The organism is Aeromonas sobria, assembly GCF_006243315.1.
GTDB lineage: Bacteria > Pseudomonadota > Gammaproteobacteria > Enterobacterales > Aeromonadaceae > Aeromonas > Aeromonas sobria_A.
In genome coordinates this window covers 42,864-66,417 of sequence record NZ_NKWE01000078.1, presented here as the reverse complement: position 1 = coordinate 66,417, position 23,554 = coordinate 42,864, and the positions used below count along the sequence as shown (strand labels likewise).

25 protein-coding genes are annotated in these 23,554 nt (G+C 53.9%); 14 read left to right on the top strand and 11 right to left on the bottom strand.

The annotated features are described in order from the left end of the window. Positions 1–60 precede the first annotated feature (60 nt). From mazG to eno, 3 genes are all read left to right on the top strand, one after another. Positions 61–858 (top strand): nucleoside triphosphate pyrophosphohydrolase, encoded by a 798-nt coding sequence (gene mazG / locus CF137_RS21065; protein WP_068977695.1) that lies wholly within the window; start codon positions 61–63, stop codon positions 856–858. Positions 859–999: 141 nt separating this feature from the next. After that, the gene (gene pyrG, locus CF137_RS21060) at positions 1,000–2,637 is read left to right on the top strand and encodes a glutamine hydrolyzing CTP synthase (RefSeq protein WP_068977696.1); all 1,638 of its coding nucleotides are present in this window, start codon (positions 1,000–1,002) and stop codon (positions 2,635–2,637) included. An 89-nt stretch (positions 2,638–2,726) separates the two neighbouring features. Continuing rightward, on the top strand, positions 2,727–4,028 hold the full coding sequence (eno, locus tag CF137_RS21055) for a phosphopyruvate hydratase (RefSeq protein WP_042023643.1): 1,302 nt from the start codon (positions 2,727–2,729) through the stop codon (positions 4,026–4,028). Positions 4,029–4,151: 123 nt separating this feature from the next. On the opposite strand, the gene CF137_RS21050 is transcribed toward eno, so the two are convergent. The 6 genes from CF137_RS21050 to CF137_RS21025 all read right to left on the bottom strand — a co-directional run bounded on the left by CF137_RS21050 (position 4,152) and on the right by CF137_RS21025 (position 7,984). Continuing rightward, a complete protein-coding gene (locus CF137_RS21050; RefSeq protein WP_139721458.1) occupies positions 4,152–4,637 on the bottom strand; it encodes a GNAT family N-acetyltransferase in 486 nt (161 codons plus the stop codon). 145 nt (positions 4,638–4,782) lie between these two features. Further along, positions 4,783–5,319, bottom strand: coding sequence for a hypothetical protein (locus CF137_RS21045; protein ID WP_204787391.1), 537 nt, complete (start codon positions 5,317–5,319; stop codon positions 4,783–4,785). A 99-nt stretch (positions 5,320–5,418) separates the two neighbouring features. Continuing rightward, positions 5,419–5,766: a hypothetical protein gene (locus CF137_RS21040; RefSeq protein ID WP_139721456.1), complete on the bottom strand. Its 348-nt coding sequence runs from the start codon at positions 5,764–5,766 to the stop codon at positions 5,419–5,421. Between the two features lie 140 nt (positions 5,767–5,906). Beyond that, positions 5,907–6,245, bottom strand: a complete 339-nt coding sequence (locus CF137_RS21035; protein WP_139721454.1) for a hypothetical protein — start codon at positions 6,243–6,245, stop codon at positions 5,907–5,909. A 284-nt stretch (positions 6,246–6,529) separates the two neighbouring features. Then, a complete protein-coding gene (locus CF137_RS21030; RefSeq protein WP_139721452.1) occupies positions 6,530–6,958 on the bottom strand; it encodes a VOC family protein in 429 nt (142 codons plus the stop codon). A gap of 429 nt (positions 6,959–7,387) precedes the next feature. Further along, positions 7,388–7,984, bottom strand: a complete 597-nt coding sequence (locus CF137_RS21025) for an MliC family protein (protein WP_139721490.1) — start codon at positions 7,982–7,984, stop codon at positions 7,388–7,390. 282 nt (positions 7,985–8,266) lie between these two features. Between CF137_RS21025 and CF137_RS21020 the strand changes: the two genes are divergently transcribed. The 3 genes from CF137_RS21020 (at position 8,267) to CF137_RS21010 (ending at position 10,452) form a co-directional block, all read left to right on the top strand. After that, a complete protein-coding gene (locus tag CF137_RS21020; RefSeq protein WP_139721450.1) occupies positions 8,267–8,647 on the top strand; it encodes a hypothetical protein in 381 nt (126 codons plus the stop codon). Positions 8,648–8,833: 186 nt separating this feature from the next. After that, positions 8,834–9,784, top strand: a complete 951-nt coding sequence (locus CF137_RS21015; protein WP_139721448.1) for a transposase — start codon at positions 8,834–8,836, stop codon at positions 9,782–9,784. Positions 9,785–10,071: 287 nt separating this feature from the next. Beyond that, the gene (locus tag CF137_RS21010; protein ID WP_139721446.1) at positions 10,072–10,452 is read left to right on the top strand and encodes a hypothetical protein; all 381 of its coding nucleotides are present in this window, start codon (positions 10,072–10,074) and stop codon (positions 10,450–10,452) included. A gap of 172 nt (positions 10,453–10,624) precedes the next feature. On the opposite strand, the gene CF137_RS21005 is transcribed toward CF137_RS21010, so the two are convergent. The 4 genes from CF137_RS21005 to CF137_RS20990 all read right to left on the bottom strand — a co-directional run bounded on the left by CF137_RS21005 (position 10,625) and on the right by CF137_RS20990 (position 14,481). Further along, positions 10,625–10,987, bottom strand: a complete 363-nt coding sequence (locus tag CF137_RS21005; protein WP_101325762.1) for a DUF2061 domain-containing protein — start codon at positions 10,985–10,987, stop codon at positions 10,625–10,627. A gap of 266 nt (positions 10,988–11,253) precedes the next feature. Next, positions 11,254–12,123: a 23S rRNA (adenine(2030)-N(6))-methyltransferase RlmJ gene (locus CF137_RS21000; RefSeq protein WP_139721444.1), complete on the bottom strand. Its 870-nt coding sequence runs from the start codon at positions 12,121–12,123 to the stop codon at positions 11,254–11,256. Next, positions 12,117–12,578 (bottom strand): DUF2390 domain-containing protein, encoded by a 462-nt coding sequence (locus tag CF137_RS20995; RefSeq protein WP_162516001.1) that lies wholly within the window; start codon positions 12,576–12,578, stop codon positions 12,117–12,119. The genes CF137_RS21000 and CF137_RS20995 overlap by 7 nt, the downstream gene beginning before the upstream one ends. After that, the gene (locus CF137_RS20990; RefSeq protein ID WP_139721442.1) at positions 12,571–14,481 is read right to left on the bottom strand and encodes an ABC transporter ATP-binding protein; all 1,911 of its coding nucleotides are present in this window, start codon (positions 14,479–14,481) and stop codon (positions 12,571–12,573) included. Before CF137_RS20990 ends, CF137_RS20995 begins: the two co-directional genes overlap by 8 nt. A gap of 67 nt (positions 14,482–14,548) precedes the next feature. On the opposite strand from CF137_RS20990, the gene CF137_RS20985 reads away from it, so the two are divergent. The 8 genes from CF137_RS20985 (at position 14,549) to CF137_RS20955 (ending at position 21,763) form a co-directional block, all read left to right on the top strand. Then, positions 14,549–16,081 (top strand): tyrosine-type recombinase/integrase, encoded by a 1,533-nt coding sequence (locus tag CF137_RS20985; RefSeq protein ID WP_162516000.1) that lies wholly within the window; start codon positions 14,549–14,551, stop codon positions 16,079–16,081. Between the two features lie 324 nt (positions 16,082–16,405). Continuing rightward, positions 16,406–16,990, top strand: coding sequence for a recombinase family protein (locus tag CF137_RS20980; protein WP_240038586.1), 585 nt, complete (start codon positions 16,406–16,408; stop codon positions 16,988–16,990). Between the two features lie 1,041 nt (positions 16,991–18,031). Continuing rightward, on the top strand, positions 18,032–18,820 hold the full coding sequence (locus CF137_RS22205) for a hypothetical protein (RefSeq protein ID WP_204787390.1): 789 nt from the start codon (positions 18,032–18,034) through the stop codon (positions 18,818–18,820). A gap of 136 nt (positions 18,821–18,956) precedes the next feature. Then, on the top strand, positions 18,957–19,232 hold the full coding sequence (locus tag CF137_RS20970; RefSeq protein ID WP_204787389.1) for a hypothetical protein: 276 nt from the start codon (positions 18,957–18,959) through the stop codon (positions 19,230–19,232). Then, entirely contained in the window at positions 19,229–19,651 is a 423-nt protein-coding gene (locus CF137_RS20965; protein ID WP_139721438.1) for a hypothetical protein, read from the top strand. Before CF137_RS20970 ends, CF137_RS20965 begins: the two co-directional genes overlap by 4 nt. A 161-nt stretch (positions 19,652–19,812) precedes the next feature. Beyond that, positions 19,813–20,886, top strand: coding sequence for a hypothetical protein (locus CF137_RS20960; protein ID WP_139721436.1), 1,074 nt, complete (start codon positions 19,813–19,815; stop codon positions 20,884–20,886). Positions 20,887–20,985: 99 nt separating this feature from the next. Next, the gene (locus tag CF137_RS22025) at positions 20,986–21,147 is read left to right on the top strand and encodes a hypothetical protein (RefSeq protein WP_162515666.1); all 162 of its coding nucleotides are present in this window, start codon (positions 20,986–20,988) and stop codon (positions 21,145–21,147) included. Positions 21,148–21,349: 202 nt separating this feature from the next. Then, complete coding sequence (locus CF137_RS20955; protein WP_139721434.1) at positions 21,350–21,763, top strand: CBS domain-containing protein; 414 nt, start codon at positions 21,350–21,352, stop codon at positions 21,761–21,763. A gap of 120 nt (positions 21,764–21,883) precedes the next feature. On the opposite strand, the gene CF137_RS20950 is transcribed toward CF137_RS20955, so the two are convergent. Next, positions 21,884–23,545, bottom strand: coding sequence for a hypothetical protein (locus tag CF137_RS20950; protein WP_139721432.1), 1,662 nt, complete (start codon positions 23,543–23,545; stop codon positions 21,884–21,886). Positions 23,546–23,554: the final 9 nt, after the last annotated feature.

Sequence of the window (23,554 nt, the reverse complement as noted above, 5' to 3'; positions counted from 1 at the left end):
ACCGGCTGCGCGGCTTGATGTTGCTTGATCCCCCTTTAACGAATCGATAGTGAGTAGCCCATGTCCCAACGTTACGACCTTCCCCAACTGCTCGACATCATGGCTCGTCTGCGCGATCCGCAAACCGGTTGCCCCTGGGATCTGAAGCAGAACTTCCAGAGCATAGTGCCGCACACCCTGGAAGAGGCCTATGAAGTGGCCGATGCCATCGAGACCGAGGATTGGCAGGGGTTGAAAGGGGAGTTGGGCGATCTGCTGTTTCAGGTGGTGTTTTATGCCCAGCTTGGTAAGGAACGAGGACTGTTCGATTTTGCCGATATCATCGATACGGTGAGTGAAAAGCTCATTCGCCGCCATCCTCACGTCTTTTCTGATGCAGACCTCGATAATGAGCAGGCGGTGAAGGCCAATTGGGAAGCGGAAAAAGCCAAAGAGCGGGCGGCCCTTGATAAAGAGAGCGTGCTGGATGATATCCCGCTCTCCTTGCCCGCCTTGACCCGCGCCGCCAAGATCCAGAAACGCTGCGCCACCGTCGGCTTTGACTGGAAGACACTCGGCCCGGTGGTGGACAAGATCCACGAAGAGATCGACGAAGTGATGGAAGAGGCACTGATGGCCGATGTGGACGAGGCGCGGGTCAGCGACGAACTCGGCGATCTGTTGTTTGCCACCGTCAATCTGGTGCGCCATCTGGGCAAGGATCCGGAGCAGGTGTTGCGAGGCGCCAATGGCAAGTTCGAGCGGCGCTTTCGTCAGGTTGAGCAGTTTATCGCCGCAGAAGGCTTGAAAATGACCGATTGCACCCTTGAAAAGCTAGATGCTGCCTGGGATCGGGCCAAGGAAACCGAGCAAAATTGATTTGGCGCAAGATGGGGTGACGATGAGCCTGATAGATTTTTGTTCATTGTTTGGGAGAGGGGTTTTTGCTATATTGTTTCCCCGTCCTGCTTCATCCCCGAAGCACCCCTTAAAACTCCCTAAACTTCTTTCAGGTTCAGCATGACGACAAAATATATTTTTGTAACTGGTGGCGTTGTTTCATCCCTCGGCAAAGGCATTGCCGCAGCTTCTCTGGCGGCCATTCTGGAAGCCCGTGGTCTGGATGTGACCATCATGAAACTGGACCCGTACATCAACGTGGATCCGGGCACCATGAGCCCGACCCAGCATGGTGAAGTGTTCGTAACCGAGGACGGGGCCGAAACCGATCTGGATTTGGGCCACTACGAGCGTTTCATCCGCACCAAGATGACCCGTCGCAACAACTTTACCACCGGCCGTATCTACGCCGATGTACTGCGTAAAGAGCGCCGTGGTGACTATCTGGGTGCCACCATTCAGGTTATCCCGCACATCACCAACGCCATCAAAGAGCGGGTGATTGCCGGTGCCGAAGGCCATCAGGTTGCCATCGTCGAAGTGGGCGGTACCGTGGGTGATATCGAATCCCTGCCGTTCCTCGAAGCGATTCGCCAGCTGGCGACCATCGTTGGCCGCAACAACGCCATGTTCATGCACCTGACGCTGGTGCCTTACCTGGCGGCTGCCGGTGAAGTGAAGACCAAGCCGACCCAGCACTCAGTTAAAGAGCTGCTCTCCATCGGTATCCAGCCGGATGTGCTGATCTGCCGCTCTGACCGTGCCATTCCGGCCAACGAGCGCGCCAAAATCGCCCTGTTCTGCAACGTGCCAGAGCGCGCCGTCATCTCGATGAAAGATGTCGACTCCATCTACAAGATCCCGGCACTGCTCAAGTCCCAGAATCTGGACTCCTACTTCACCGAACGTTTCGGTCTGGAGTGCAAGGAAGCCGATCTGTCCGAGTGGGAACAGGTTGTGTTCGAAGAGGCCAACCCGACCGCAGAAGTGACCATCGGTATGGTCGGCAAGTACGTCTCCCTGCCGGATGCCTACAAATCCGTCAACGAAGCACTCAAGCACGGTGGTCTCAAGACCCGTCTTTCCGTCACCATCAAGTACATCGACTCCCAGGATATCGAGACCCGTGGCTCCGAGCTGCTGGAAGGTCTGGATGCGATTCTGGTCCCGGGTGGCTTCGGTGAGCGTGGCGTGGAAGGTAAAATTCTGGCGGCCCAGTATGCCCGCGAGAACAAGATCCCCTACCTGGGTATCTGCCTCGGCATGCAGGTTGCCATGATCGAATTCGCTCGCAACGTCGCGGGCATGGCTGGCGCCCACTCTTCCGAGTTCAAGAAAGATTGTGCCTATCCGGTTGTCGGCCTCATCACCGAGTGGGTTGATGAAGAAGGTAACGTCGAGACCCGTACCGAAGGCTCTGATCTGGGCGGCACCATGCGTCTGGGTTCCCAGCTCTGCCACTTGGTCGAAGGTTCCAAGGTGCGTCAGATGTACGGCAGCCCGACCATTTATGAGCGTCACCGTCACCGTTACGAAGTGAACAACAAGCTGCTGCCGCAAATTGAAGCAGCCGGTTTGAAAGTGACCGGTCTCTCCGCCGACAAAAAGTTGGTGGAAATTATCGAGATCCCGGATCACCCCTGGTTTGTGGCAGCGCAGTTCCACCCGGAGTTCACTTCCACTCCTCGTGATGGCCACGCTCTGTTTGCCGGGTTTGTGAAGGCGGCAGGCGAGTATCAGAAGCGTAATTTGAAGTAATTTAAAATAAATGCGGTTGGGGCTCTGTGCCACAGCCGCTTTTTTTGGCATATTTTTGTTGTTTTTTTACGAAACCTGAGGAAATACACATGTCCAAGATCGTTAAAGTAATCGGTCGTGAAATCATCGACTCCCGTGGTAACCCGACCGTTGAGGCCGAAGTTCACCTGGAAGGTGGTTTTGTTGGTATGGCAGCAGCTCCGTCTGGCGCATCTACCGGTTCCCGCGAAGCGCTGGAACTGCGTGACGGCGACAAGAGCCGTTTCCTGGGTAAAGGCGTTCTGAAAGCCCTCGAAGCCGTAAACGGCCCGATTGCTCAAGCTCTGCTGGGTAAAGATGCCAAGGACCAGGCCGCTATCGACCAGATCATGATCGACCTCGACGGCACCGAGAACAAATCCAAGTTTGGCGCCAACGCCATCCTGGCTGTTTCCCTGGCTAACGCCAAAGCCGCCGCTGCTGCCAAAGGCATGCCGCTGTATGCTCACATCGCTGAGCTGAACGGCACTGCTGGTGTTTACTCCATGCCGCTGCCGATGATGAACATCATCAACGGTGGTGAGCACGCCGACAACAACGTCGACATCCAGGAGTTCATGATCCAGCCGGTTGGCGCCAAGACCCTGAAAGAAGCCGTTCGCATGGGCGCTGAAGTGTTCCACAACCTGGCCAAAGTGCTGAAGTCCAAGGGCTACAACACAGCAGTCGGTGACGAAGGTGGTTTCGCTCCTAACCTGAAATCCAACGCCGAAGCACTGGAAGTAATCGCTGAAGCCGTTGCTGCTGCCGGTTACAAGCTGGGCACCGACATCACTCTGGCGATGGACTGTGCTGCTTCCGAGTTCTACGACGCAGAGAAGAAAGAGTACAACCTGAAAGGCGAAGGTCGTATCTTCACCTCCAACGGTTTCTCTGACTACCTGGCTGACCTGACCACCAAGTTCCCGATCGTCTCCATCGAAGATGGCCTGGACGAATCTGACTGGGACGGTTTTGCTTACCAGACTGCTGAACTGGGCAAGAAAATCCAGATCGTTGGTGACGACCTGTTCGTAACCAACACCAAGATCCTGAAGCGCGGTATCGACAACGGCGTTGCCAACTCCATCCTGATCAAGTTCAACCAGATCGGTTCCCTGACCGAAACTCTGGCTGCCATCAAGATGGCCAAAGACGCTGGCTACACTGCCGTCATCTCCCACCGCTCCGGTGAGACCGAAGACGCGACCATCGCCGACTTGGCTGTTGGTACTGCTGCTGGCCAGATCAAGACCGGTTCCATGAGCCGTTCTGACCGTGTTGCCAAGTACAACCAGCTGATCCGTATCGAAGAAGCTCTGGGTGCCAAAGCTCCTTTCCGTGGTCTGAAAGAAGTTAAAAACCAGGCTTAATTTGCTGGTTTACCAGCCTCGGCTGGAATGAAAAAAACCGGAACCCTTGGGTTCCGGTTTTTTTATGGCTGATCCTTGCCACAACGGCCTGAGAGAGGAGGGCGTTGTGTCTCTGGTCTCGGGTCAGACAAACGGGAGCGTGCGCTGATAGCGCCCCGTATGCGCCTTGAAGCCCAGCTTTTCAAACAAGGCAATAGAGCGGACGTTATCTGCATCGATATCTGCGGTGAGGCGGGTGACCCCCAGCGTACTGGCGTGGGCGAACAACAATCCCAGCGCTTCCGACATAAGCCCTCTGCGCCAATAGGCCGCATTAAGCAGGCAGCCCACCTCGCAGCAGTGGCCCGCCTCGCTGAAACTGTGTATGCCGCAGGTGCCGATCACCTTATTGCTCTTCCGCTCGACAATCGCCCACTCCAGCGACTCCCCCGTTTGCTCCAGCCGCACCACGCTCGCCATCATCTGCGTCACCATGGCGGGGGAGGTAAAGCAGGGATCAGAGGCAAACTCCATGGTTAGTGGATTGCCATAAATCTCGAACAGATCGGCGGCATCCTGCGGGCTAATCGTGCGCAGCACAATCCGTGTGCCGGTTAAGTCAGGCTTCATTTATCTCCTTGGCGGGTGTTATGCCAGTAAATATACAGGTGAATAAAAAGACCGTATAAAAGTCGGTCTCTGAAGGCAACTGGTACTATTACGACATATTTGTATCGCGAACGTCCGATTACGCTTCGCTAATCGAACCTAGGTGCTACGGGCCTAATTCCAGTTTGTTATTTTCACTCGTTGCCTGATAAATGAGCTGACTGTAACCAAGTGACATATCTTCAATAAAATCTTCCCCAATTGTAGGAAATCCATATACTAGAGGTTCGCTTTCTATAATATTGAATAGATCATACAGATAGCTGTCACCTTTATGGGAAACATGTACAACCTCAAATGGACGATTTGTTATAATTTTTTTATTTAATTCTTTTTCACTAATGATATTGTATTGATCACCAGTTATGTCAATAGCAATATCATTAATTTCTAGCCAATAATGAGTTATGTGGTTATTTTTTCCTGTGGCTGCACTTATGCCTTTTATCTCTAGGTTTGGCCATAACAAGAGAATATGATAGGCTAAAAGCATAGAAGATAATTTACAACTCATAATGGGAAAGCATTCAATTACTAGCTTTGTATTTTTCTTATCACACCTCTCAATTAAACCTCTGAATTTAGTCGCTTCTTCTTTTATTTCAGTGATTGTTGGCAAAATATATATTCCTTGAGTATACATGATTCTGCGTTCAATAGATGGGGCATTGCATTGAAAGTTGAAGGTTCCTGTGAGCGCAGAAATTGTTTGAACCTATTATTAAAGGAGTAATTTTTCACATTATGTAGGATACAAAACCTTGCCTGTTTCTGTGATGGTAATTATATTTTTATTTTGAAGTTCTATAGCAATTCTCTCTTTATCTACATCGGATATTCCACCCTGGAATTGAAACATTGCACCGATGGAGTTGAGAAGGGTACTTTTCTTTGCAGGCTTTAGTTTCAGCAAGCGCTCAGCGACATAGGTTATGTTGTTAATTTCGCAGGCTGATTCTTCAGGCTTCCTTTGCACTGGGTACTCTTCTTCTTCCTGCTTTCTTGCTAATTGAATTAAAAGTTGGGCAAGCCTGAACTTATCTCGGTAGCTAAGCTCTTCGCATATTTTAGCAATTTCTTCGTATTTCATCGCGGATCTCCATACTGATTCTTTGAGTTTAATCTAATGCTAACTTTGGTAACGCATTAAAACTAAACTCAAACACAATAACTGTAGCCATAACTATCGAGGTTTAAAGGGCTGGTCGTTGACAATTCATCTCGAATATTTTATGCATCTAGCTCCGTCAGCCAGTAAGAGCAATAGTCTTCACCGTCATAAATAGAAGAACTCAACTGTTCGATGTTTTGTGAGCCAATTCTAGCTGTACAGTGCAGACTCACCTCTCTGATAGCTGGTAGTAAAAAACAAATCTCATATCTATTTAATGTGTTAGATTTTTCTTCTTTTTCCAGAAAGATGAGTCTCTCATTTACTCTAACTTTGATCTCAGAATATTTTTCAGATATCAGAGAAACATTCGCATGTGAATTATCAAATAAGTCCATTAGTTCAGAAAAGTCTTTCTTCAAATTTTCTAGTTCTGTTTTTATGTTCATTATTGTCATGATTATTCCTTATGTTATGCATAACAGTGATTAGACATAAAGAGGTGATAATTCGATAGTCGAGCCTTATGTATAATACTTGTTCCTTTATCAATGTTCCGGAAAATTGTTTATAACAAACCTGTCAATTTAACTTGATATATTCGCTTTAAATTATATTTTTGCTTTTACTTTAGCCATGTAAAAGAACTTTAAGAAGGAAGTTATAATACCACCATTATTAGCAAGATGTAGCCACCTAGTGATTTATTGCTGAGTTCATATTACCGTTGTTCCACCTCTTGTTAAATCCAAATCACCAACGACCCAGCACTGCGCTTTGCCTCACCGTGATAAACCGCTTCGATATTATTGCCGTCCGGATCGAGGACAAAGGCGGCGTAATAGCCGGGGTGATAATTACGCTCGCCGGGGGCGCCGTTGTCTTTACCGCCATTGGCCAGTGCTGCCTGATAAACGCGATCCACCATGGCGCGGTCTTGCGCCTGAAAGGCGAGATGGTGGCGACCGGTCAGTACTCCCAGCGCGGCGGGGCTGTCGATGGCGGTAACAAACAGTTCGTCTGCCCAGAAGTAGCCATCACCTGTGCCGCCCAGCGGAATATCGAGGGCGGCCAGAGTGGCGGTGTAAAAACGCTGGCTGGCGGCCAGATCTTTTACCACCAGCTGGATATGGTCGATCAGTCGACCACGATGCAGGGTTTGTGTTTCCATACACCACCTTGATTTGGATATTGTGAGTGGATCACCGGCTTGCCGGTTGCCTGGCTTTGACAAAAAGAGGTCGGGCAAGATGTGGCATGGCTACCGCCCCTGAATTTCAGCCTCCAGTCTGCTGCTTTTTACCAACGGGTAATGGCTGGCATGGCTCATGGGGAGACTCCGACGAGGCGTGTGTTGCCAATTGGCTATATTACTGGCGGGCAGGCTGAGGGAAAGGGGGAGATGGCGGATTCCTGAGCAAGATCAATAAATTAATGAGTAAGGCCGTTTGATCGCCAGTTGGTGGGATGGTGCGGGTCTTGCGCGGGAAGGTGAAGGGTTGGCAGGGCGTGATGTAGAAGGCGCGGTTTACTGTTGCTCGCCGCTTTCGATGTTTGCTTTTTCAAAGAAGCGGAGCGGCAGTGCCGCTCCGTATCAGATTCACCCCTTGGTCGGATTTTCCATGCAGGTGAGGGTTGGCTGGTCGTAACGCTCCAGCGTGGCTTCGTCTCCCTTGGTGAAGAAGGTGAGGTTTTGCCCTTCATAACGGGCGCCGCTGGCGCTGGGGGCTTCATAGGCGAGCACTTGCTGCTGCTTGTCGCCCTCGCTCAGGTTGATCACCGCGGCGGGTAGCTTGGCATCGTTATAGAAGTAGGTGGAGAGGGTGACCGCCTTGCCGCACTGGTAGTTGACCGGGGTTGGCACCATCAGCTGGCCGCCGCTGATCTGCAGCTCGGTGATCCGCAGCTGGTAGTTATCTTCCACGCACTGGCGCAGATCCTGCCCCTTCCAGCAGTCGTTGCGCCCCTTGATCCAGCCACGCTGCATGGCGCGCTCGGTCTTGAGCTGCTCGGGAGAGATCGCAGCAATCGCCTTGGGATAGAGGACCGCCAATTCGTTATCAAGGGCTGCCAGTCCGGCATCCTTGCAGATCAGGGTTTCGACCGCCCCGGCTGCTTTGCCGCAGTCAAAGGAGGGGGTCGCCGCAGTGGCCAGCAGAGGGGCAAACAGCAGGGTGGCAAGCAAGGTCTTGTTCATCATAGATTCCAGCAAAAAGAGGGGGCGCTGCCTACTACAGCACACTCTACAGGGCAATGCAGCAGAGGTGCCGAGCGCTTTTTGCAGGGGTGGCACCGGTTGTGGCATAGCTCACTCGGGCGCTGAGACATTTGTTATTTGATGAGACAATAACGGGTTAACAACAGAGCGGAGGCGTCGCTATTTTGAGCGAACGCCCCAGTGGGTGGCATTGCGCTTTCGCTCAGCCTCAAGTGACGTGCTAGATTGCCGACTTTTGTTCATAACAAGCAGGCTAAAAATATGTTCAGGTTTTTGATGGGGGCCTTGTTGGCCATCACGCTGTCCGGTTGCGCCGCCATGTTCAATGGCACCAGCCAACAGGTTTCTATCCGCAGTCAGGATCCGGATGCGGAGATTTACGTCAACGATATGCTGCTGGGCCATGGCAATGTGATCACCTCGTTCAAGAAGAAAGAGAACTACACCATCACGGTCAAGCGCGCCGACTGCTACTCGGTGAGCATCCCGGTCTCCAAGTCGTTTGACGCCACCACCCTGCTCGGGATCTTTATCGATTTCGGCGTTGTCTCCATTCTGGTGGTCGATGGTGTCGGCACCGGTGCCTGGCAGAAGTTTGATCAGAGCGCCTATATCGTGGATCCACTCTGCAAGAAAGCCTGATAGGCACTGATGGGGGCATCGGTTGATGCATCCCGCCAACGGTTTTTGCTGATGTGAAAAACCCGACCTTCCTTGCCGGAATGTCGGGTTTTTTGTGCGGGTAACGCAAAATGTTGGACACCCACCACTTTGACAGCAGCGTAGCATGCAGCTTCACTTGATAGGTAGCCCGTCGAGGAGTGCGCCATGACCATCGCTCGTTCACGCCAAATCAGCCTGCAAGATACCCATTACTACCATGTGGTCAGTCGCTGTGTGCGGCGGGCCTTCTTGTGTGGTGAAGATGCCCATTCTGGCCAGAGTTACGAACACCGGAGGCAGTGGGTGGTCGACAAACTGGGCCAGTTGTCACGGTTGTTTGCTATTGGCGTCTGTGCCTATTCAGTAATGAGTAATCACTATCATCTGGTGCTCAAGGTTGAGCCGGATACGGCTGCCAGCTGGAGTGAACGGGAGGTAGCCGAACGCTGGGTTGCCCTGTTTCAATGGCCGCTGCTGGTACGGCGCTGGTATCAGGGGGAATCCCTGATTGAACCCGAATTGGCTGTGGTGCAGCAACTGATAGCGGAGTGGCGTGAGCGACTGCACTCCATCAGCTGGTTTGTGAGGTTGCTAAATGAAAATTTGGCGCGGCAAGCCAATAGGGAAGATAACTGCAAGGGCCACTTTTGGGAGGGTCGCTTCAAAAGTCAGGCCTTGCTCACGGGCTCTGCCTTGCTGGCCTGCATGGCTTACGTTGATCTCAACCCGATAAGGGCGGCGCTGGCCGACCGGCTTGAATTGAGTGATTACACCAGCATCAAACAGCGCCTCAACCAGCCTCCGACTACCGATGCGTTGCCACCGTTATTGCTGCCGTTTGCCAGTCAAGGTAAACCTGATGGCCTGCCCTATGCCTTTGCTGATTATCTGACGCTGGTAGACTGGACCGGTCGCGCCATTCGGGCAGGCAAGCGTGGTCATATTTCGGCACACCTTGCCCCGATCCTGCAACGGCTGGGGTTGGATGAGGTGCGCTGGTTGAAACAGGTGATGTTGTTTAGGCGACAAGGTATCCGAGTAGTGGGGGACAGGGATCATTGCCAGCAGTTCGCCCGACATTGTGGCCAGCGACGATGTCATCAACCATCCCTGTGAATCATTAACGCCCCGTAACATATCCAACCTCGGTATATCGCCTGATGCCGGGTATGGTTCTGTTTGAAAAAGCGATGCTGAAAGCCAATGCAGACCGCAGCCTCTGTTGATAGCCTCGCCTCTGACTCGCTCCCCATCATTGCATTGCTAGCCATTTGTGTTGCAGCCAGCTCAAAAAGGTGGGTGTCCTAATTTTCTTTTCCCCAGTGGGTGGCATTGCGCTTTCGCTCCGCCTCAAGTGACGTGCTAGATTGCCAGCTTTTGTTTATAACAAGCAGGCTAAAAATATGTTCAGGTTTTTGATGGGGGCCTTGTTGGCCATCACGCTGTCCGGTTGCGCCGCCATGTTCAATGGCACCAGCCAGCAGGTTTCTATCCGCAGTCAGGATCCGGATGCGGAGATTTACGTCAACGATATGCTACTGGGCCATGGCAATGTGATCACCTCGTTCAAGAAGAAAGAGAACTACATCATCACGGTCAAGCGTGCCGACTGCTACTCGGTGAGTATCCCGGTCTCCAAGTCGTTTGACGCCACCACCCTGCTCGGGATCTTTATCGATTTCGGCGTTGTCTCCATTCTGGTGGTCGATGGTGTCGGCACCGGTGCCTGGCAGAAGTTTGATCAGAGCGCCTATATCGTGGATCCACTCTGCAAGAAAGCCTGATAGGCGCTGATGGGGGCATAGATTGATGCATCCCGCCAACGGTTTCTGCTGATGTGAAAAACCCGACCTTCCTTGCCGGAATGTCGGGTTTTTTGTGCGGGTAACGCCGGGGCCGAGGGGCGAGTTATCCAGTTGCTTGGTTAGGCGCAGTTGCTTGGTTTGCCGCAGTTGCTTAGGCCAGCGCCAGTTGCTGGCGGCTACGCCACAGCCGCTCGTGGAAGAAGAAGACCACGGTGTTGATGGCCGGTTCGATCGTCGCCATCACGCCGCCGGTGAGCAGCTCGCCGCTCAGCAGGAAGGCAACCCCGAAGGCGATGCTGAAGTGCACCAGTGCGAAGCTGCTGGTCTTGGCTTGCAGGCTGTGGTTTGGCTTGAACTTGTGCCAGCCAAGGTCATGAAAGTAGAAGGCGACCGTGTTGACGGCGGGCTCGATCAGGGCGATCAGGCTGGCGGTCAGCAGCTCACCGGTCAGCAGGTAGGCCACGGTAAAGGCAACGATAAAGTGCAGGATGGCAAAGCTGATGGTTTTTTTCATGATGGCGGCTCCCTCTGTTGATGAGATGAGTATCCGCTAGAATGAGACTAAATGAAAACTATTCTCATCTATTGTGGGCATAGAGAAAACCTATCAAGCTCGTGCCTCACCGATCCGTCATGTTCATCCCTATGCCTGAGAGAGCCCGTTGCTGCCACTGGTACTGGCGTCGAACCCTGGTGCAGTGCAAAAAGCACGGTGCGCAAAAACAGAGAAGCCCCAACACGGGGCTTCTCTTTTTAGTCAGGCTTAAGGTTTCAGGCAGCTCAGGCTTCCGCTTTATTGAGCCACTCCACCTTGTACTGGGCGCCGGCACCCTGGGCCAGCTTGGCGCACAGCGGTTTGAGGAAGGCCTCGATCTGCTCGTCCAGCATCCAGGGGGGGCTGATGATCAGCATCCCTGAGCCGTTCATGCCCCAGTCGGCGGTCTGACCGGCCACTTCCAGCTCGGCCACCAAGACGTTGCCGAAGTTTTCCCGCTTGATGGCGCGCAGCATGTCGCGGGATTTGTCCGCCTCTTGCCCGAGGATCGGATACCAGAGGGCGTAGATGCCGGTCGCCCAGCGTTTCTGCGCCTTTGTCAGGGTATCGACCACGGCGAAGTAATCTTCCTTCAGCTCGTAGGGCGGATCGATCAGCACCAGCCCGCGGCGCGGGGTCGGCGGCAGCAGGGCGATCAGCCCCTCGAAGCCGTCACGGTGGTGCACGGCCACGCGGGGGTCATAGCCCATGTTGGCGCGCAGATCGTCCACCTCGTTGTTATGCAGCTCCATCAGTGCCAGCTTGTCCTGCTCGCGGGTGAGGCGGCGTGACAGCTCGGGGGAGCCCGGGTAGTAGTGCAGCTCGCCGCCGTCTCCTTCTTGACCGGGGTTCATCTCTTCGATGACGCCGAGATAGGGGGCCATGGCAGACCACTGGGCCCGCTCATCCCACAGGCGGCCGATGCCGTCGGCATACTCGGCCTTCTTCTGGGACCAGTCGCCGCGCAGGTCGTAGAGACCGCCACCGGCATGGGTATCCAGCACGATGAAGGGTTTATCCTTCTTCTTGAGGGATTCGATGATCAGGGCCTGAACGGCGTGTTTCAGCACGTCGGCATGGTTGCCGGCGTGAAAGGCGTGGCGGTAGCTCAGCATATTAGGTCTCTGAGGGGCCCCTGTTGGGCACCCAATAACGATAGATAGTTCAACAAATTGCGGCTGTTGCCGCGATACAGGGAGAGGCTGCGCAGGGACTGCAGCAAGACCCCTTGCTGCAGTCGTTCCAGCTCCAGCTCGTGGGCCAGCATGGTTTGGTACTCCTGCGCATCGACCCGCGCCTTGGCGCTCTGGCGCAGGGCGCGCCACGGGGTCAGCACAGCTTCGGTCTGCACCAGCGCCGGTTGCAGGTCGGTCAGATCGACCACGATGCCGAGCTGATCGAGCCGGTGCAGCAGCAGCGCCAGATTGACGTTGCCCCCCTGCGCCTGCACGGTGAGCCAATCCTGACTGCGCTCACCATAGACCTTGCCGCTCCAGTGCCAGAAGCCCAGCGGCGTCGGTAACTCGTGTACCGCGATCCGCTCGCTTGCTATCAGCTGTTGGTCATGCAAAGAAGGCCTGCTCCATGGTTTCCAGCTCCTCTGAGAGGCTCATCCACTCCAGCTCTACCTCTTCCAGCTGCTCTTTGAGAGGGCCTTGGGATTTGAGCAGCTCGGAGAGCCGGTTCTTGGCGCTCTCTTCATAGATGGCAGGATCGGCCAGCTGGCTCTCGATGTCGCCAAGCTTGTCTTGCAGCTTCGCCATGCTCGCTTCGAGCTTCTCCAGCTTTTGACGCAGCGGGCGGGTCTGCTGGCGGAACTGGGCTTCAAGTCGTTTCTGATCCTTGCGTGCCACCGCCGAGTTGGCGGAGACCGGGCCATCAGCCGGTTTGGCGTTGGCCTCTTTCTCCTGCTCACCGAGCCACTTGTGGTAGTCGTCGAGATCGCCATCGAACGGCTCGACCCGGCCACCGTGCACCAGATAGAAGTCATCGGTGGTGGTACGCAGCAGGTGACGGTCGTGCGACACCACCACCATGGCCCCTTCGAAGCCTTGCAACGCCATGGTCAGGGCGTGGCGCATCTCCAGATCCAGGTGGTTGGTCGGTTCATCCAGCAGCAACAGGTTCGGTTTTTGCCAGGTGACGAGAGCCAGCACCAGCCGCGCTTTTTCGCCGCCGGAGAAGGGGGCCACCTTGTCGAGGGCCTTGTCGCCGTGAAAGCCGAAGCTGCCCAGATAGTTGCGCAGCTCCTGCTCGGATTTGTCCGGCGCGAGGCGGGCCAGATGATCGAGGGGGGTATCGTCAAGGCGCAGGGTCTCCAGCTGATGCTGGGCGAAGTAGCCGATGCTGACCCCGGCGCTCACCTCCAGCTTGCCCGACAGCGGCGGGTTGGAGCCCGACAGCATCTTGATGAAGGTGGATTTACCGGCGCCGTTGCGACCGAGCAGACCGATCCGTGAACCCGGTACCAGGTTCATTTTGATCTTCTCCAGAATGACCTTGTCACCGTAACCGGCGCACAGGTTCTCCATGGCGATCAGCGGGGTCGGCAGGGCTGACGGCTGGCGAAACTCGAAGCTGAATTCGGAGTCGGCGTGGGCGGGCAGGATTTTCTCCATCCGCTCCATCGCTTTGAGGCGGCTCTGGGCCTGACGAGCCTTGGAGGCCTTGTAGCGGAAGCGATCTACATAGGCCTGCATGTGGGTCATCTCCCGCTGCTGCTTCTCGTACATGGATTGCTGCTGGGCCAGCTGTTCGGCGCGCTGCAGTTCGAAATCGGAGTAGCCGCCGGTGTACTCGTTGAGCTTGCCGTTCTCGATATGGATGATGCGGTTGATCACCGAATCGAGGAAATCGCGGTCGTGAGAGATAAGGACCAGCGTGCCCTGATAGCCCTTGAGCCACTTTTCCAGCCAGATCACCGCATCGAGATCCAGGTGGTTGGTCGGTTCATCGAGCAGCAGCAGATCGGATCGGCAAAGCAGCGCCTGGGCGAGGTTTAGACGCATCCGCCAGCCACCGGAGAAGCTGCGCACCGGCGAGCCGAGCTGCTCGTCGCTAAAACCCAGACCATGGAGCAGTTCGGCCGCGCGGGCGCGAATGCTGTAGGCGCCTATGGTATCGAGCTTGCCATGCAGCTCGGCCACCAGCAGGCCATTGTCATCATGTTCGGCCTGCTGCAGCTGGCCTTCCAGAATGCGGAACTCTTTGTCACCGTCGATCACGTAGTCGAGGGCGGAGCAATCGAGCGCCGGGGTTTCCTGGGCGACACCGGCAATCTGCCAGCCGACCGGCAGACTGAAGGCGCCGTTGTCGATGCTCAGCTCACCGCGAACCAGTGCAAAAAAGGTGGACTTGCCACAGCCATTTTTACCCACCAGGCCCACTTTGTGGCCGGGGTGAATGGTGGCGGATGCGTTGTCCAGCAGCTTGCGGCCGCCGCGGATCAGTTCGATTTGACTGGCAACTATCATGGAGAGGGTCTGCTTGCTCAAAATGGAGGAGAAAATCTGGCGCGGATCTTACGTGGATTCCCTAATCATGACCAGTTTGACCGCAATAAACCCCGCTAAAAGCCGTCTTCAACGTGTTTCGAGGATAGCCGTTGATGTCACTACAAGAGGTAGTACAGGCAAGTCATTCGTGAGGCTGAGAAGTAATTGCGGACGTCTAGATGGCCAAATATTGACGGGAGAGGCATGGTCAGTTAGTATCGCCATCCCTACAGATGAAGACATCAATAGCTTCCGCCAATTCGTTAAACAGAAGGTAGTCCCAGTGATAAAAGCATTCGGTTCAACCGTTACCACCCAATGGGAAGCGCATGAGCTTCTACAGCGTCTTCTGCTGCAACGTGGTTATGGTGAAGCCCGTGCCCTTGCTGTTATCGCTGAGTGTGAACAGAGAAGCGCACAGCGCGGATACGTGACCCCAGAGACACCCGCCGATTTCCTGCATATGGTCAACGAGGCTGTTACCCCTTGGGGTGGCCCTATCGCACCTATCATAGAAACCCCACAAGTACCGCAGCTGCCTAGGGTCGAGACGGTGAGTGATACTTTGCTAGCCAATGTAGTAAGCCCCTCTCAAGGCATGACCATTGATGAATGTTATTCCCGCTTTGTTGAACTCAAGCGTGACGACTGGGAGACCAGCACAAGTCGGGCCTATGAGACATCACAGCGCAGACTCCAAGCTCTGGGCCTATCGTCCGTACTCGTTGCTGACTTGAAGCGGTCACAGCTCGACACAGTGCGTCAGACGATGATTGATGATGGCTTGAAAGCTGGGTCTATCAACCTGCTGTTCCGACACCTAAAGCAGGCATTGACCGACGTAGAGGCCGCGTATGGTGAAGACGAGGGTTTTGATTGGACTCGACCACTAAAGAATCTGTCCAACTTCAAGTCTCTCAAAGATGACGCCGACAAGGTTGACCGAGCGTGGCCCGTTGAAGCTATTCAGGAGGTTGCCACTAAGCTGGCCGAGAAGGCTACAGGGCCGAGGGTCAACGAGGCGAACAGGGCTAAACGCTGGGGCTCTTACTGGCAGCTCTGGCTATCCCTCGCAACGGGTGGCCGTAAGGCAGAAATGGAAGCCGTCAAAGTGTCCGACATTGTGAGAGACGATGCTTCTGATAGATATGGAATCCACATACGAGGCACCAAGACACAGAACGCAGACCGCCTTGTACCTCTTGTAGATGGTCTGAACGGTTTCAATTTGTCGGCCTTCTTGGGGTACGTTGAGACGCTGGAAGGGCCGGACGCTCTGGTCTGTGGTGGTAGTAGTCTCGATAACCTGAGCAAGCGGGAGCGAGCAAGCTACAGGATGGGCAACGGGGAGGGGCTGACCATTCACGGTCTACGGCATACCGCAGCGACTACCCTTTGTGCCCTTGGTCTTGAGCCTGCCCTCCTGAGCCAGTTTATGGGCCATGCTGCCGCTAACCAAGGTGGCGCTGAGGTGACGCTGAGATACATCACTGGGGCTCTGGATGCTCGGCGGCATGAGTGGCTGAAGTTGCACGAGGCGATAGAGCCATTGGTTGAAGCCGCTAAGAGACCTGATTAGAAAAGTATCAGAAATTTGTGAGACCCCATGTAATGATAAACGGTAGCGGGAATACCCCCATATACCCTTAAAGTTCATGCACTTAGCGCGTCCCTGTGCGGAATCAGCAGGGTCTACGCCTTGCAAGTCTTAAAGATTTCAAGCAGGAGCGCGAAGAGTTCTCATTTATGTGGTGTCATCAAACAACCGTTAGGTGATACCAGATAGCAGGGTCATTTGTTGGTGTCATCAAAATAGGTGTTGACCATAGTTGATACTGGTCACTATTATGACACCACTTTGTGACACCGCTACGTAGTAGCACCATTGAGAGACTGACACGCCATGACCAGCACCATGACCCAAGGCCGCACCTTCGCCTATTGCCGAGTGTCCACCGTTGAGCAGACCACGGAGAACCAAGTCCTTGAGATTGCCAAGCGTGGTTACACCGTAGAGCAGCACAGGGTCGTCACTGAGACCATATCGGGGTCAACCCAAGCCAGTACACGCCCAGAGTTCAAGAAGCTGCTAGAGCGTATGGAGAGCGGTGATACTTTGGTTGTCTTGAAGTTGGACAGATTGGGCAGGGATAACATTGATGTGCAGACCACCATCACCAGCCTGACCGAGAGGGGAATCAAAGTGGTCTCCCTTGACTTGCCAGTGTCCGACCTAACGTCACCAGAGGGTAAGCTCATGTTGCAGCTCATGGGGGCCTTTGCTGAGTTCGAGCGTAATCGCATCAGAGAGCGTACACAGGAGGGGCTACAGCGAGCCAAGGCCGAGGGTAAGGCACTGGGCAGACCCGTTGCGGTAGACACTACGGAAGCCGTTCAGTCAGCTAAGAGGGATGGCCTGAGTCAGAGCAAGGTGTCTGACAAGCTGGGAATCTCATTGGCGACCGTAAAGAGACATTGGAACAAGTAGAGGTGCTGGGGCGCGTGCGTCTATCCTCGTGTGTGTCCCTATCTGTATGTTCAAACCTCGGGCCTGCTGATTTGTTACATGATTGTATGTGATTATGCCCCAATTTGAATTAACCCTTACTATAGGGGGGGCAGGAACACCGAGTTCCGCAACGCTAATGCACCACCCTATCTAACCACCCATCCACACACACACAGAGTATTCCTTGGGCTTACTGTTTTGTTAAATGATTGTATATGATTTTTGCCCTGTTCTAATTAACCCCGACTATAGGGAGAGAGAAATCCCAATCCACCTCATATCACTAACTTCACTATTCACACACATCAATCTACACACAGACCGAACCCTTGAGTATTAACTCAACGCTAAGGCACTGGTGACCACGTACAGCTACCTGAAAGAGCAGACCGAAAGTCTACTTGGGGAAGGAACACATAGCTGTCAGATTGATTCCATTAACGTAGACTTAGGGCCTCAGGCACCCTTCATAGTTGAATTACAAATGACATTGGTTGCATCAAGACCAGTGTAATGAAGGAGACTTCAAAGCATTAATAGAGACCATTGGCTACAGGCCAGTCTTTGTTAATACATTAAGTTTGTCTTAATGATGTTGATTGTTTGACTTTAAGGTTAAAGATTCTTCTTCTTATATTAATAGAATAGATTCCGTAGACAATAAGTAAAACAATGAACAAACTTAATGTCATCTAATGAACCTGTGCAATCTAGACGCACTAGCGTTGCTGGTCTCTCTCAATATGATGCCTGAACCCACCTATCATCATGTTTCCCACTCTGATAAATCTACCGTAGTCAATCACTTTAATTAACCCCGACCATAGGGAGAGAGAGCGATAAAACTTTCTGCATACCCCATTCCGGTCTACTGCCATTGACCATTATCAAATATCACTCAGCCGCTTATTGTTGGTGTCTTCTTGTCTTGCCTATCCGGTTACCGTGAGGTTGCGGTGCTGAGGGCTGGACAGGAGGCAGCTTGACAAGAGGGCATCAACAATAGGAGAAACAACCAATATGAATAAGCATGAAATCAACGCATACAAACAAGCCTTAGAGAAATATAATCCGTTCCATGGGGTCAACTTCCCGATTACCTCAGTCCAACTCTGCGAGATTATTAATGGTCTCCGAGAGAAGTACAACGAGAAGGTGGTAGAACTTGAACACAAGAACTTGATAGCGAAGATAGATAGCTTTAGCCAGCTAAATTTTCAGCCCGCTGAATCTGAATATCTTGATGACCAGAATAAGCCCCGTAAGTGCTACCTCTTGGGTAAACTTGAATGCCGTGTCTTGGCGTCTACCGAGAGCAAGGCAATCAACGTCCTTATCATGACTTACCTTGAACAGCTTGAAGCCATCTTCGAGAAAGCCCAAGAGGCCAAAGCCAACGAGCTAGACCGCAAGCTATCCAAGAGCGGTATCACTTGGCGAGAGGCTTGCCGGATTGCTGGTATCCACCACCCTGACCTAGCATTTCAATACATGGTCAAGCGTGGTGTCTTCTCTAAGCAGTGGAGCCGCGATAAGCAAGCCGATGTCTGGAAGGTTCGCCCGAGTGCTATCAAAGGCGGTCTGTTCAAATACGTAAATACCCAAGGCCGAAACAATGAAGGCTTCCGAGTGTTAACCGAGGGCTATAAGAAGCTAGAGCAGAGTCGTAAGACTATTAATTGGCGTTGTCTCAAGTACTCGAAGCATCCTAAACACATTGCCCAGTATGAGCGGCACTTTGCGGAATACATGAAAGAAAATCCTGATGAGTTCGATACGTTCGGCGTATGGTTAAAACCTCAGTGGTAGTTTCCCCCGTCTAATAGACGCCCAAGTTTAAACAATCCGATAGACCCATAAGGCCGCCCATTAAGTTGGGATGGCAGGGTCATATCCAGATTTCACCAATTAACAACCATCATCATCAAATAGGAGAACCATCCACATGACCAACATCACAACCACTCACAAAGAAATGAAGTTCCTGACCAAGATTCAAATTCAGCGCCGTATGCAACAGATTCTTATTGCAGAGAATAACCCAGTGTCCCTCTCTGCTGCCGATAAAATCGAGGCAACTCTGAACGGTTATGCAGGTATTAAATATACGGGTCAGGAGGCTGGTCGCAAAGAGCGAGCCTATGTGATTGCTCGACACCAACTTACCGCAGAGAACTCATTAGCGAAAGCAGAGGCAGCCGCAAAGGAGGTGACCAAATGATTACCTTCAACGAGAAGACCCAAGCCGTAACCCTGTGCGGCCAGACCATGACCCTTGAATACCTTCAGTGTGTCCAAGCACCTCTGCTTGTCGATGCCCTTCACTGGTCAGTGCCAACCCTAGTCAACTGGATGGAAAGCGCAGGGATTCCCCTTGGTCAGTTCGCCCGAGTTCCCAAGGTGCAGAACCACCTGATTGAGCGGGAAGAGGCCCACGAGAAAGCTCGTAAAGAGCAAGCTGAGCGTGAACGCCTTGCCTATTACAACTCACCGGAACAAGTGGCCGAGCGTAAGCGTCAAGCAGAGGAATTGCACAAATACCGACTCAAGCAAGCCGCAGAGCTTCGCAGTGGTGTGAATCAGCGAGGGTTACGTGGTGGTGATGTCGATTACGCCCCGACAGCCATGTTTGATTTGTAACCACTATCGCGAATGTCCATCAATTACAGGTCAAGAGCTGTAGGCATAAACAAGAAGGTAGGCCGCTCTGGTCTGCCTTACAAGACTACCGCAAAGAAGAACCATAACCACCCAGAAGCAAGACGAAGCCTTACAACTATTACACAAGGAGACCAAACACTATGCGTAACCCAATGAATCCCATCCCGTCCCGCGAAGATCAAGTACAAGAAGCCGCTAACCGAGTCACCATCATCGACCGTGATAACGAGGCCCGTTACCGTGTCCGTGTCGAAGGTCAGAATGAAGGCTCTAACCTCTATGTGACCAACTCTGGTGCATCCACCGATTACCTGAACATGTTGGCAGAACGCCTTGAGACCGCCTTGAATGGCACGGAGTGGAAGCTCAACGCTGGTCAGGAAAGCATCTTCCGTTTCCACCGTGAAGGGGATACCCCGCCCGCAATCATGGTGCCGTCACTTACTAGCCGTTCCGTGACTGTGAACATGAAAGACCCCTACAGCAATAACACCATGCCAAGCAAGCTGACCATCCGCCAAGGTGAAACCGTAGTGTCTAAACCTGCTGATGAAACATTGATGATTAGCATGGCGTTGGAGCGCTTTGATACCGAGGTTGATGGAGTCATTACTGAGCTGACCCTGAATCAGGAAATCATGGCTATTGCTGAACAGCTTGATGAAGTCACCACCATGTCTATCTTGAAGGCCCTTGCAGATAATCCTAACTCTACCAAGTACATGGTCAAGGATAAGGTGGCTATCACTGCTTCAATGACTGCCGCCCAGCGGGTAGAGGCCATTGAGGATACGATTGATAAAGCCCTTGTTCGGGGTCGTCAGTTTGGTAACCACATCGGTGATTTCATCATTGGCTTGAATGCCCAGTCTTACCGTGATGTTGACCGTATCGCTCGCCGCTCAGGTGCTGGCTCAGTGTCAGATTTCTTGGGAACTGCTGTCTACACCTATGCAGGTGACCCCACTAATGCTGATGACCTGCTGATTGTGGTGGCCCCTAAGCGTCATGTAGCGGTGTCCTTTCGCGAAGCCTCAGATGGCAAGGTATTTGACTTCACCGTATCCCGCCAAGCTGCAACCCAGAGCACCACCCTTGAGATGGTCGCTTGTGCTGACATGCTGGTTGCTGGCTTTGTTAAAGCACAGAAGGAAGGCGGCGAGACCATTGAGGTTAACTTGCCGTTGATTCAGGCATTTACCGTAGAGTCCTGATTGATAGCCCTTAACGTTGCCGCTTCGCAAGAGGCGGCTCTTTTAAGTGTTATGTAATAACATCACCTTAATTCATGTAAACACAAAGGAGGTAACCCAATGTCCACCACCAAAGATAAAACCAAAGAGGTCATTAAGGCCCTTCTCAGAGCAAAGCCTTTGTACGCCCTGCTGTCTATCCTGCTGACCACGCTAGGGGTGACCCATGGGGAAGCCATTGCGGGACACCTACAGGCGCTCATGGCGTTGTTGCTGGCATAGCTGGCGCTACTGATAGGGTCATAACTTAGAGCCACGACACCACGGAAGCACCATGGTAAACTCAGGGTTCTACCATCCGGTAACCATTACTGATTCTTACGTGAAATGGCGATGATTTGCACTTGAGCAAAGGGCTGGCCACTGGCTGGCGCTGCAAAAACATGCCATAACAGAGAAACCAGTTCAGTTCACGGAGGTTAGCATGCATATCAGGGATATTATGACGACTCGAGTCGCCACCGTTTCTATGGATGATCGACTCAATGTCATCAAAGGTATCTTCGAGCAGGCTCACTTCCGTCATCTGCTGGTGCTGGAGGAGGATAAATTGGTGGGGGTCATCTCGGACCGGGATCTGTTCCGCGCCATCAGCCCCTACCTCGACTCCGAGGCCGAAATGAGCCGCGATACCGAGACCCTCAACCGGCGGGCTCACCAGGTCATGAGCCGTCAGCTCATTACCATCGGCCCCCATCTTACGGTGCGTGAGGGCGTCAAGCTGATGCTGGAAAAGGGGGTCTCCTGCCTGCCAGTGCTGGAGAACGGCGAGCTGGTCGGCATCATCAGCTGGAAGGATTTTCTCAAGGTGGCGCTGGCGAGTGACGCGCTGGATTGAGCCCGGCGAGCTGACACAGAACCAACTATAGAGAGAGGGGAGCCAAGGCTCCCCTCTCTCTATTTGAGCGCAACTGATAGATCGCCACTGACGCAGCCGGTCTGGGTGCTGTCCGCGTCATCACGACTCGGGTCGCCCCTCGATAAGAGATGAGGGGCCGCTGCCGGAGAGGTGCGGCTGCAAATGGGTGCGGACTTCATGCAGGGTGCGCTGGTACTGCTGGGCATGTTGATCGAGAAACGCGGGGCTGTGTTTGAGGCGTCGCTCCAGGGTGTCGACCAGCAGCGCCACCCTGGGTGCGGCCATGCCCGCCGGCCAGCCGTGTTGCAACAACTCCAGCAGGTGCCAGGCATCGCCGGGCAGGGCGGGGAACTCCTCCAGCAGCTGCAAACCCGCCTGCAGGGCGGTCTGATACTGGCGGGCCTGCATCGCCTTGTGGCGCAGCTGGCGCAGTTGACTCAGCCGTTGTTCTCGCGCCGTCAGGCGCTGGCCCAGCTCGGTCACCAGATGATGAAACAGCTGGCGGGTCAGCGGGTGGGGCGCCACTCTGGTGCGGTAGTGAGTCAGCTGGGTCAGGTAGCGCTGGGCGTGGTGGGGCAGGCCACAGAACTGGCTGACCGCAAAACCCAGCAGCAAGGCGAGATGGCTGTCGCTCGCATCGTCCGGCTGGTGATGGGCAATCAGGATCAGCGCCTCGTCAAAGCGGTACTCCAGCCCCAGCATCAGCGCATGCAGCAGCCCATATTCATGGGGTTCCAGCGTGGTCGTCCGTTTGAGGTGATCCCACTGCTGTTGCAGGGATCGCAGCCGGTTGCCGGACGGGGTTCCCCACAGCACCGCCAGACTGGCATTGAGCATAAAGCCGTCGATGGTGAGCCGGATGTGCTGTTCGGTGAAGTGACGCAGGGTCAGGCTGCTGGCCTGCTCCAGCGCTTTCTCCTCATTTTTCTGCACCAGCCCGAGCAACATGGCCAGTTGATGCCAGCGCGGCTGATGGGGGCGGATCTGCTGCAGTTCCCCCATGGTTTCCCATGCTGTCTGCCACTGATGCTGGTGCAGCTGACTGGCGAGTTGCAGCTCCAGACGAGTGGCGGCAGGCAATTTGGCCTGATGGCGCTGCAAGTCGGTCTGGGCGTTCTGCAATTTGCCCAGCCCCAGCATGGCGTAGAAGAACCCGGCGCGTGGCCAGCTCGCCAGATACTCGTTGGCACAGAGAGCGTAGTGCTGGGCGGCGGCGACCCCCTCGGCCGATTGCAGCAGCAGGTAGCCCTTGAGCCGATCCAGCCAGGGGGCCAGCGAGCGATGCTCCCGCTGAAACAGCAGGTCTTCGCACAGGGCGGTGGCCAGTTGCCACTCTCGCAGCAGGATGGGGGCGGCCAGGGAACGAGTCAGGCTGCTTAATTTCACCAGTTGCTCGAGCACGACGGTGAGCTGTTGGGTGATGAAGGGGAGCGGCAGATAGAGAGAGAAGTAGAGATCCGAGGGGAGAAAATCGGGCTCACTCTGATCGGCATCGAGCAACAGCAGTACGCAGCCGGGTTGCAGCAGGCCGAGGTAGTGAGCCTCGTGCAGCAGGCGCGCCCCCTCCAGTCCCTGCTGTTTGTCCTGCTGGCAGATGATGGCGTTGAACGCCTGTTGTTGCAGCAGGGCAAGCAGGCCGCTGTGGGAGTGGCCAGGATGGCTGTGGTAGTGGATCCGGTCGGCGGGTACTCCCTGTTCGGTCAGTTGCCGGGTGATGGCGCTGCGGAGCAGGGGAGCCTCTTCAAGCAGCAGTATCGTCATGCGCGCACT

Coding starts and splice junctions, on each gene's coding strand:
- mazG (WP_068977695.1), top strand. CDS start 61: ATGTCCCAACGTTACGACCTTCCCCAACTGCTCGACATCATGGCTCGT.
- pyrG (WP_068977696.1), top strand. CDS start 1,000: ATGACGACAAAATATATTTTTGTAACTGGTGGCGTTGTTTCATCCCTC.
- eno (WP_042023643.1), top strand. CDS start 2,727: ATGTCCAAGATCGTTAAAGTAATCGGTCGTGAAATCATCGACTCCCGT.
- CF137_RS21050 (WP_139721458.1), bottom strand. CDS start 4,637: ATGAAGCCTGACTTAACCGGCACACGGATTGTGCTGCGCACGATTAGC.
- CF137_RS21045 (WP_204787391.1), bottom strand. CDS start 5,319: ATGTATACTCAAGGAATATATATTTTGCCAACAATCACTGAAATAAAA.
- CF137_RS21040 (WP_139721456.1), bottom strand. CDS start 5,766: ATGAAATACGAAGAAATTGCTAAAATATGCGAAGAGCTTAGCTACCGA.
- CF137_RS21035 (WP_139721454.1), bottom strand. CDS start 6,245: ATGACAATAATGAACATAAAAACAGAACTAGAAAATTTGAAGAAAGAC.
- CF137_RS21030 (WP_139721452.1), bottom strand. CDS start 6,958: ATGGAAACACAAACCCTGCATCGTGGTCGACTGATCGACCATATCCAG.
- CF137_RS21025 (WP_139721490.1), bottom strand. CDS start 7,984: ATGAACAAGACCTTGCTTGCCACCCTGCTGTTTGCCCCTCTGCTGGCC.
- CF137_RS21020 (WP_139721450.1), top strand. CDS start 8,267: ATGTTCAGGTTTTTGATGGGGGCCTTGTTGGCCATCACGCTGTCCGGT.
- CF137_RS21015 (WP_139721448.1), top strand. CDS start 8,834: ATGACCATCGCTCGTTCACGCCAAATCAGCCTGCAAGATACCCATTAC.
- CF137_RS21010 (WP_139721446.1), top strand. CDS start 10,072: ATGTTCAGGTTTTTGATGGGGGCCTTGTTGGCCATCACGCTGTCCGGT.
- CF137_RS21005 (WP_101325762.1), bottom strand. CDS start 10,987: ATGAAAAAAACCATCAGCTTTGCCATCCTGCACTTTATCGTTGCCTTT.
- CF137_RS21000 (WP_139721444.1), bottom strand. CDS start 12,123: ATGCTGAGCTACCGCCACGCCTTTCACGCCGGCAACCATGCCGACGTG.
- CF137_RS20990 (WP_139721442.1), bottom strand. CDS start 14,481: ATGATAGTTGCCAGTCAAATCGAACTGATCCGCGGCGGCCGCAAGCTG.
- CF137_RS20985 (WP_162516000.1), top strand. CDS start 14,549: ATGACCAGTTTGACCGCAATAAACCCCGCTAAAAGCCGTCTTCAACGT.
- CF137_RS20980 (WP_240038586.1), top strand. CDS start 16,406: ATGACCAGCACCATGACCCAAGGCCGCACCTTCGCCTATTGCCGAGTG.
- CF137_RS22205 (WP_204787390.1), top strand. CDS start 18,032: ATGAATAAGCATGAAATCAACGCATACAAACAAGCCTTAGAGAAATAT.
- CF137_RS20970 (WP_204787389.1), top strand. CDS start 18,957: ATGACCAACATCACAACCACTCACAAAGAAATGAAGTTCCTGACCAAG.
- CF137_RS20965 (WP_139721438.1), top strand. CDS start 19,229: ATGATTACCTTCAACGAGAAGACCCAAGCCGTAACCCTGTGCGGCCAG.
- CF137_RS20960 (WP_139721436.1), top strand. CDS start 19,813: ATGCGTAACCCAATGAATCCCATCCCGTCCCGCGAAGATCAAGTACAA.
- CF137_RS22025 (WP_162515666.1), top strand. CDS start 20,986: ATGTCCACCACCAAAGATAAAACCAAAGAGGTCATTAAGGCCCTTCTC.
- CF137_RS20955 (WP_139721434.1), top strand. CDS start 21,350: ATGCATATCAGGGATATTATGACGACTCGAGTCGCCACCGTTTCTATG.
- CF137_RS20950 (WP_139721432.1), bottom strand. CDS start 23,545: ATGACGATACTGCTGCTTGAAGAGGCTCCCCTGCTCCGCAGCGCCATC.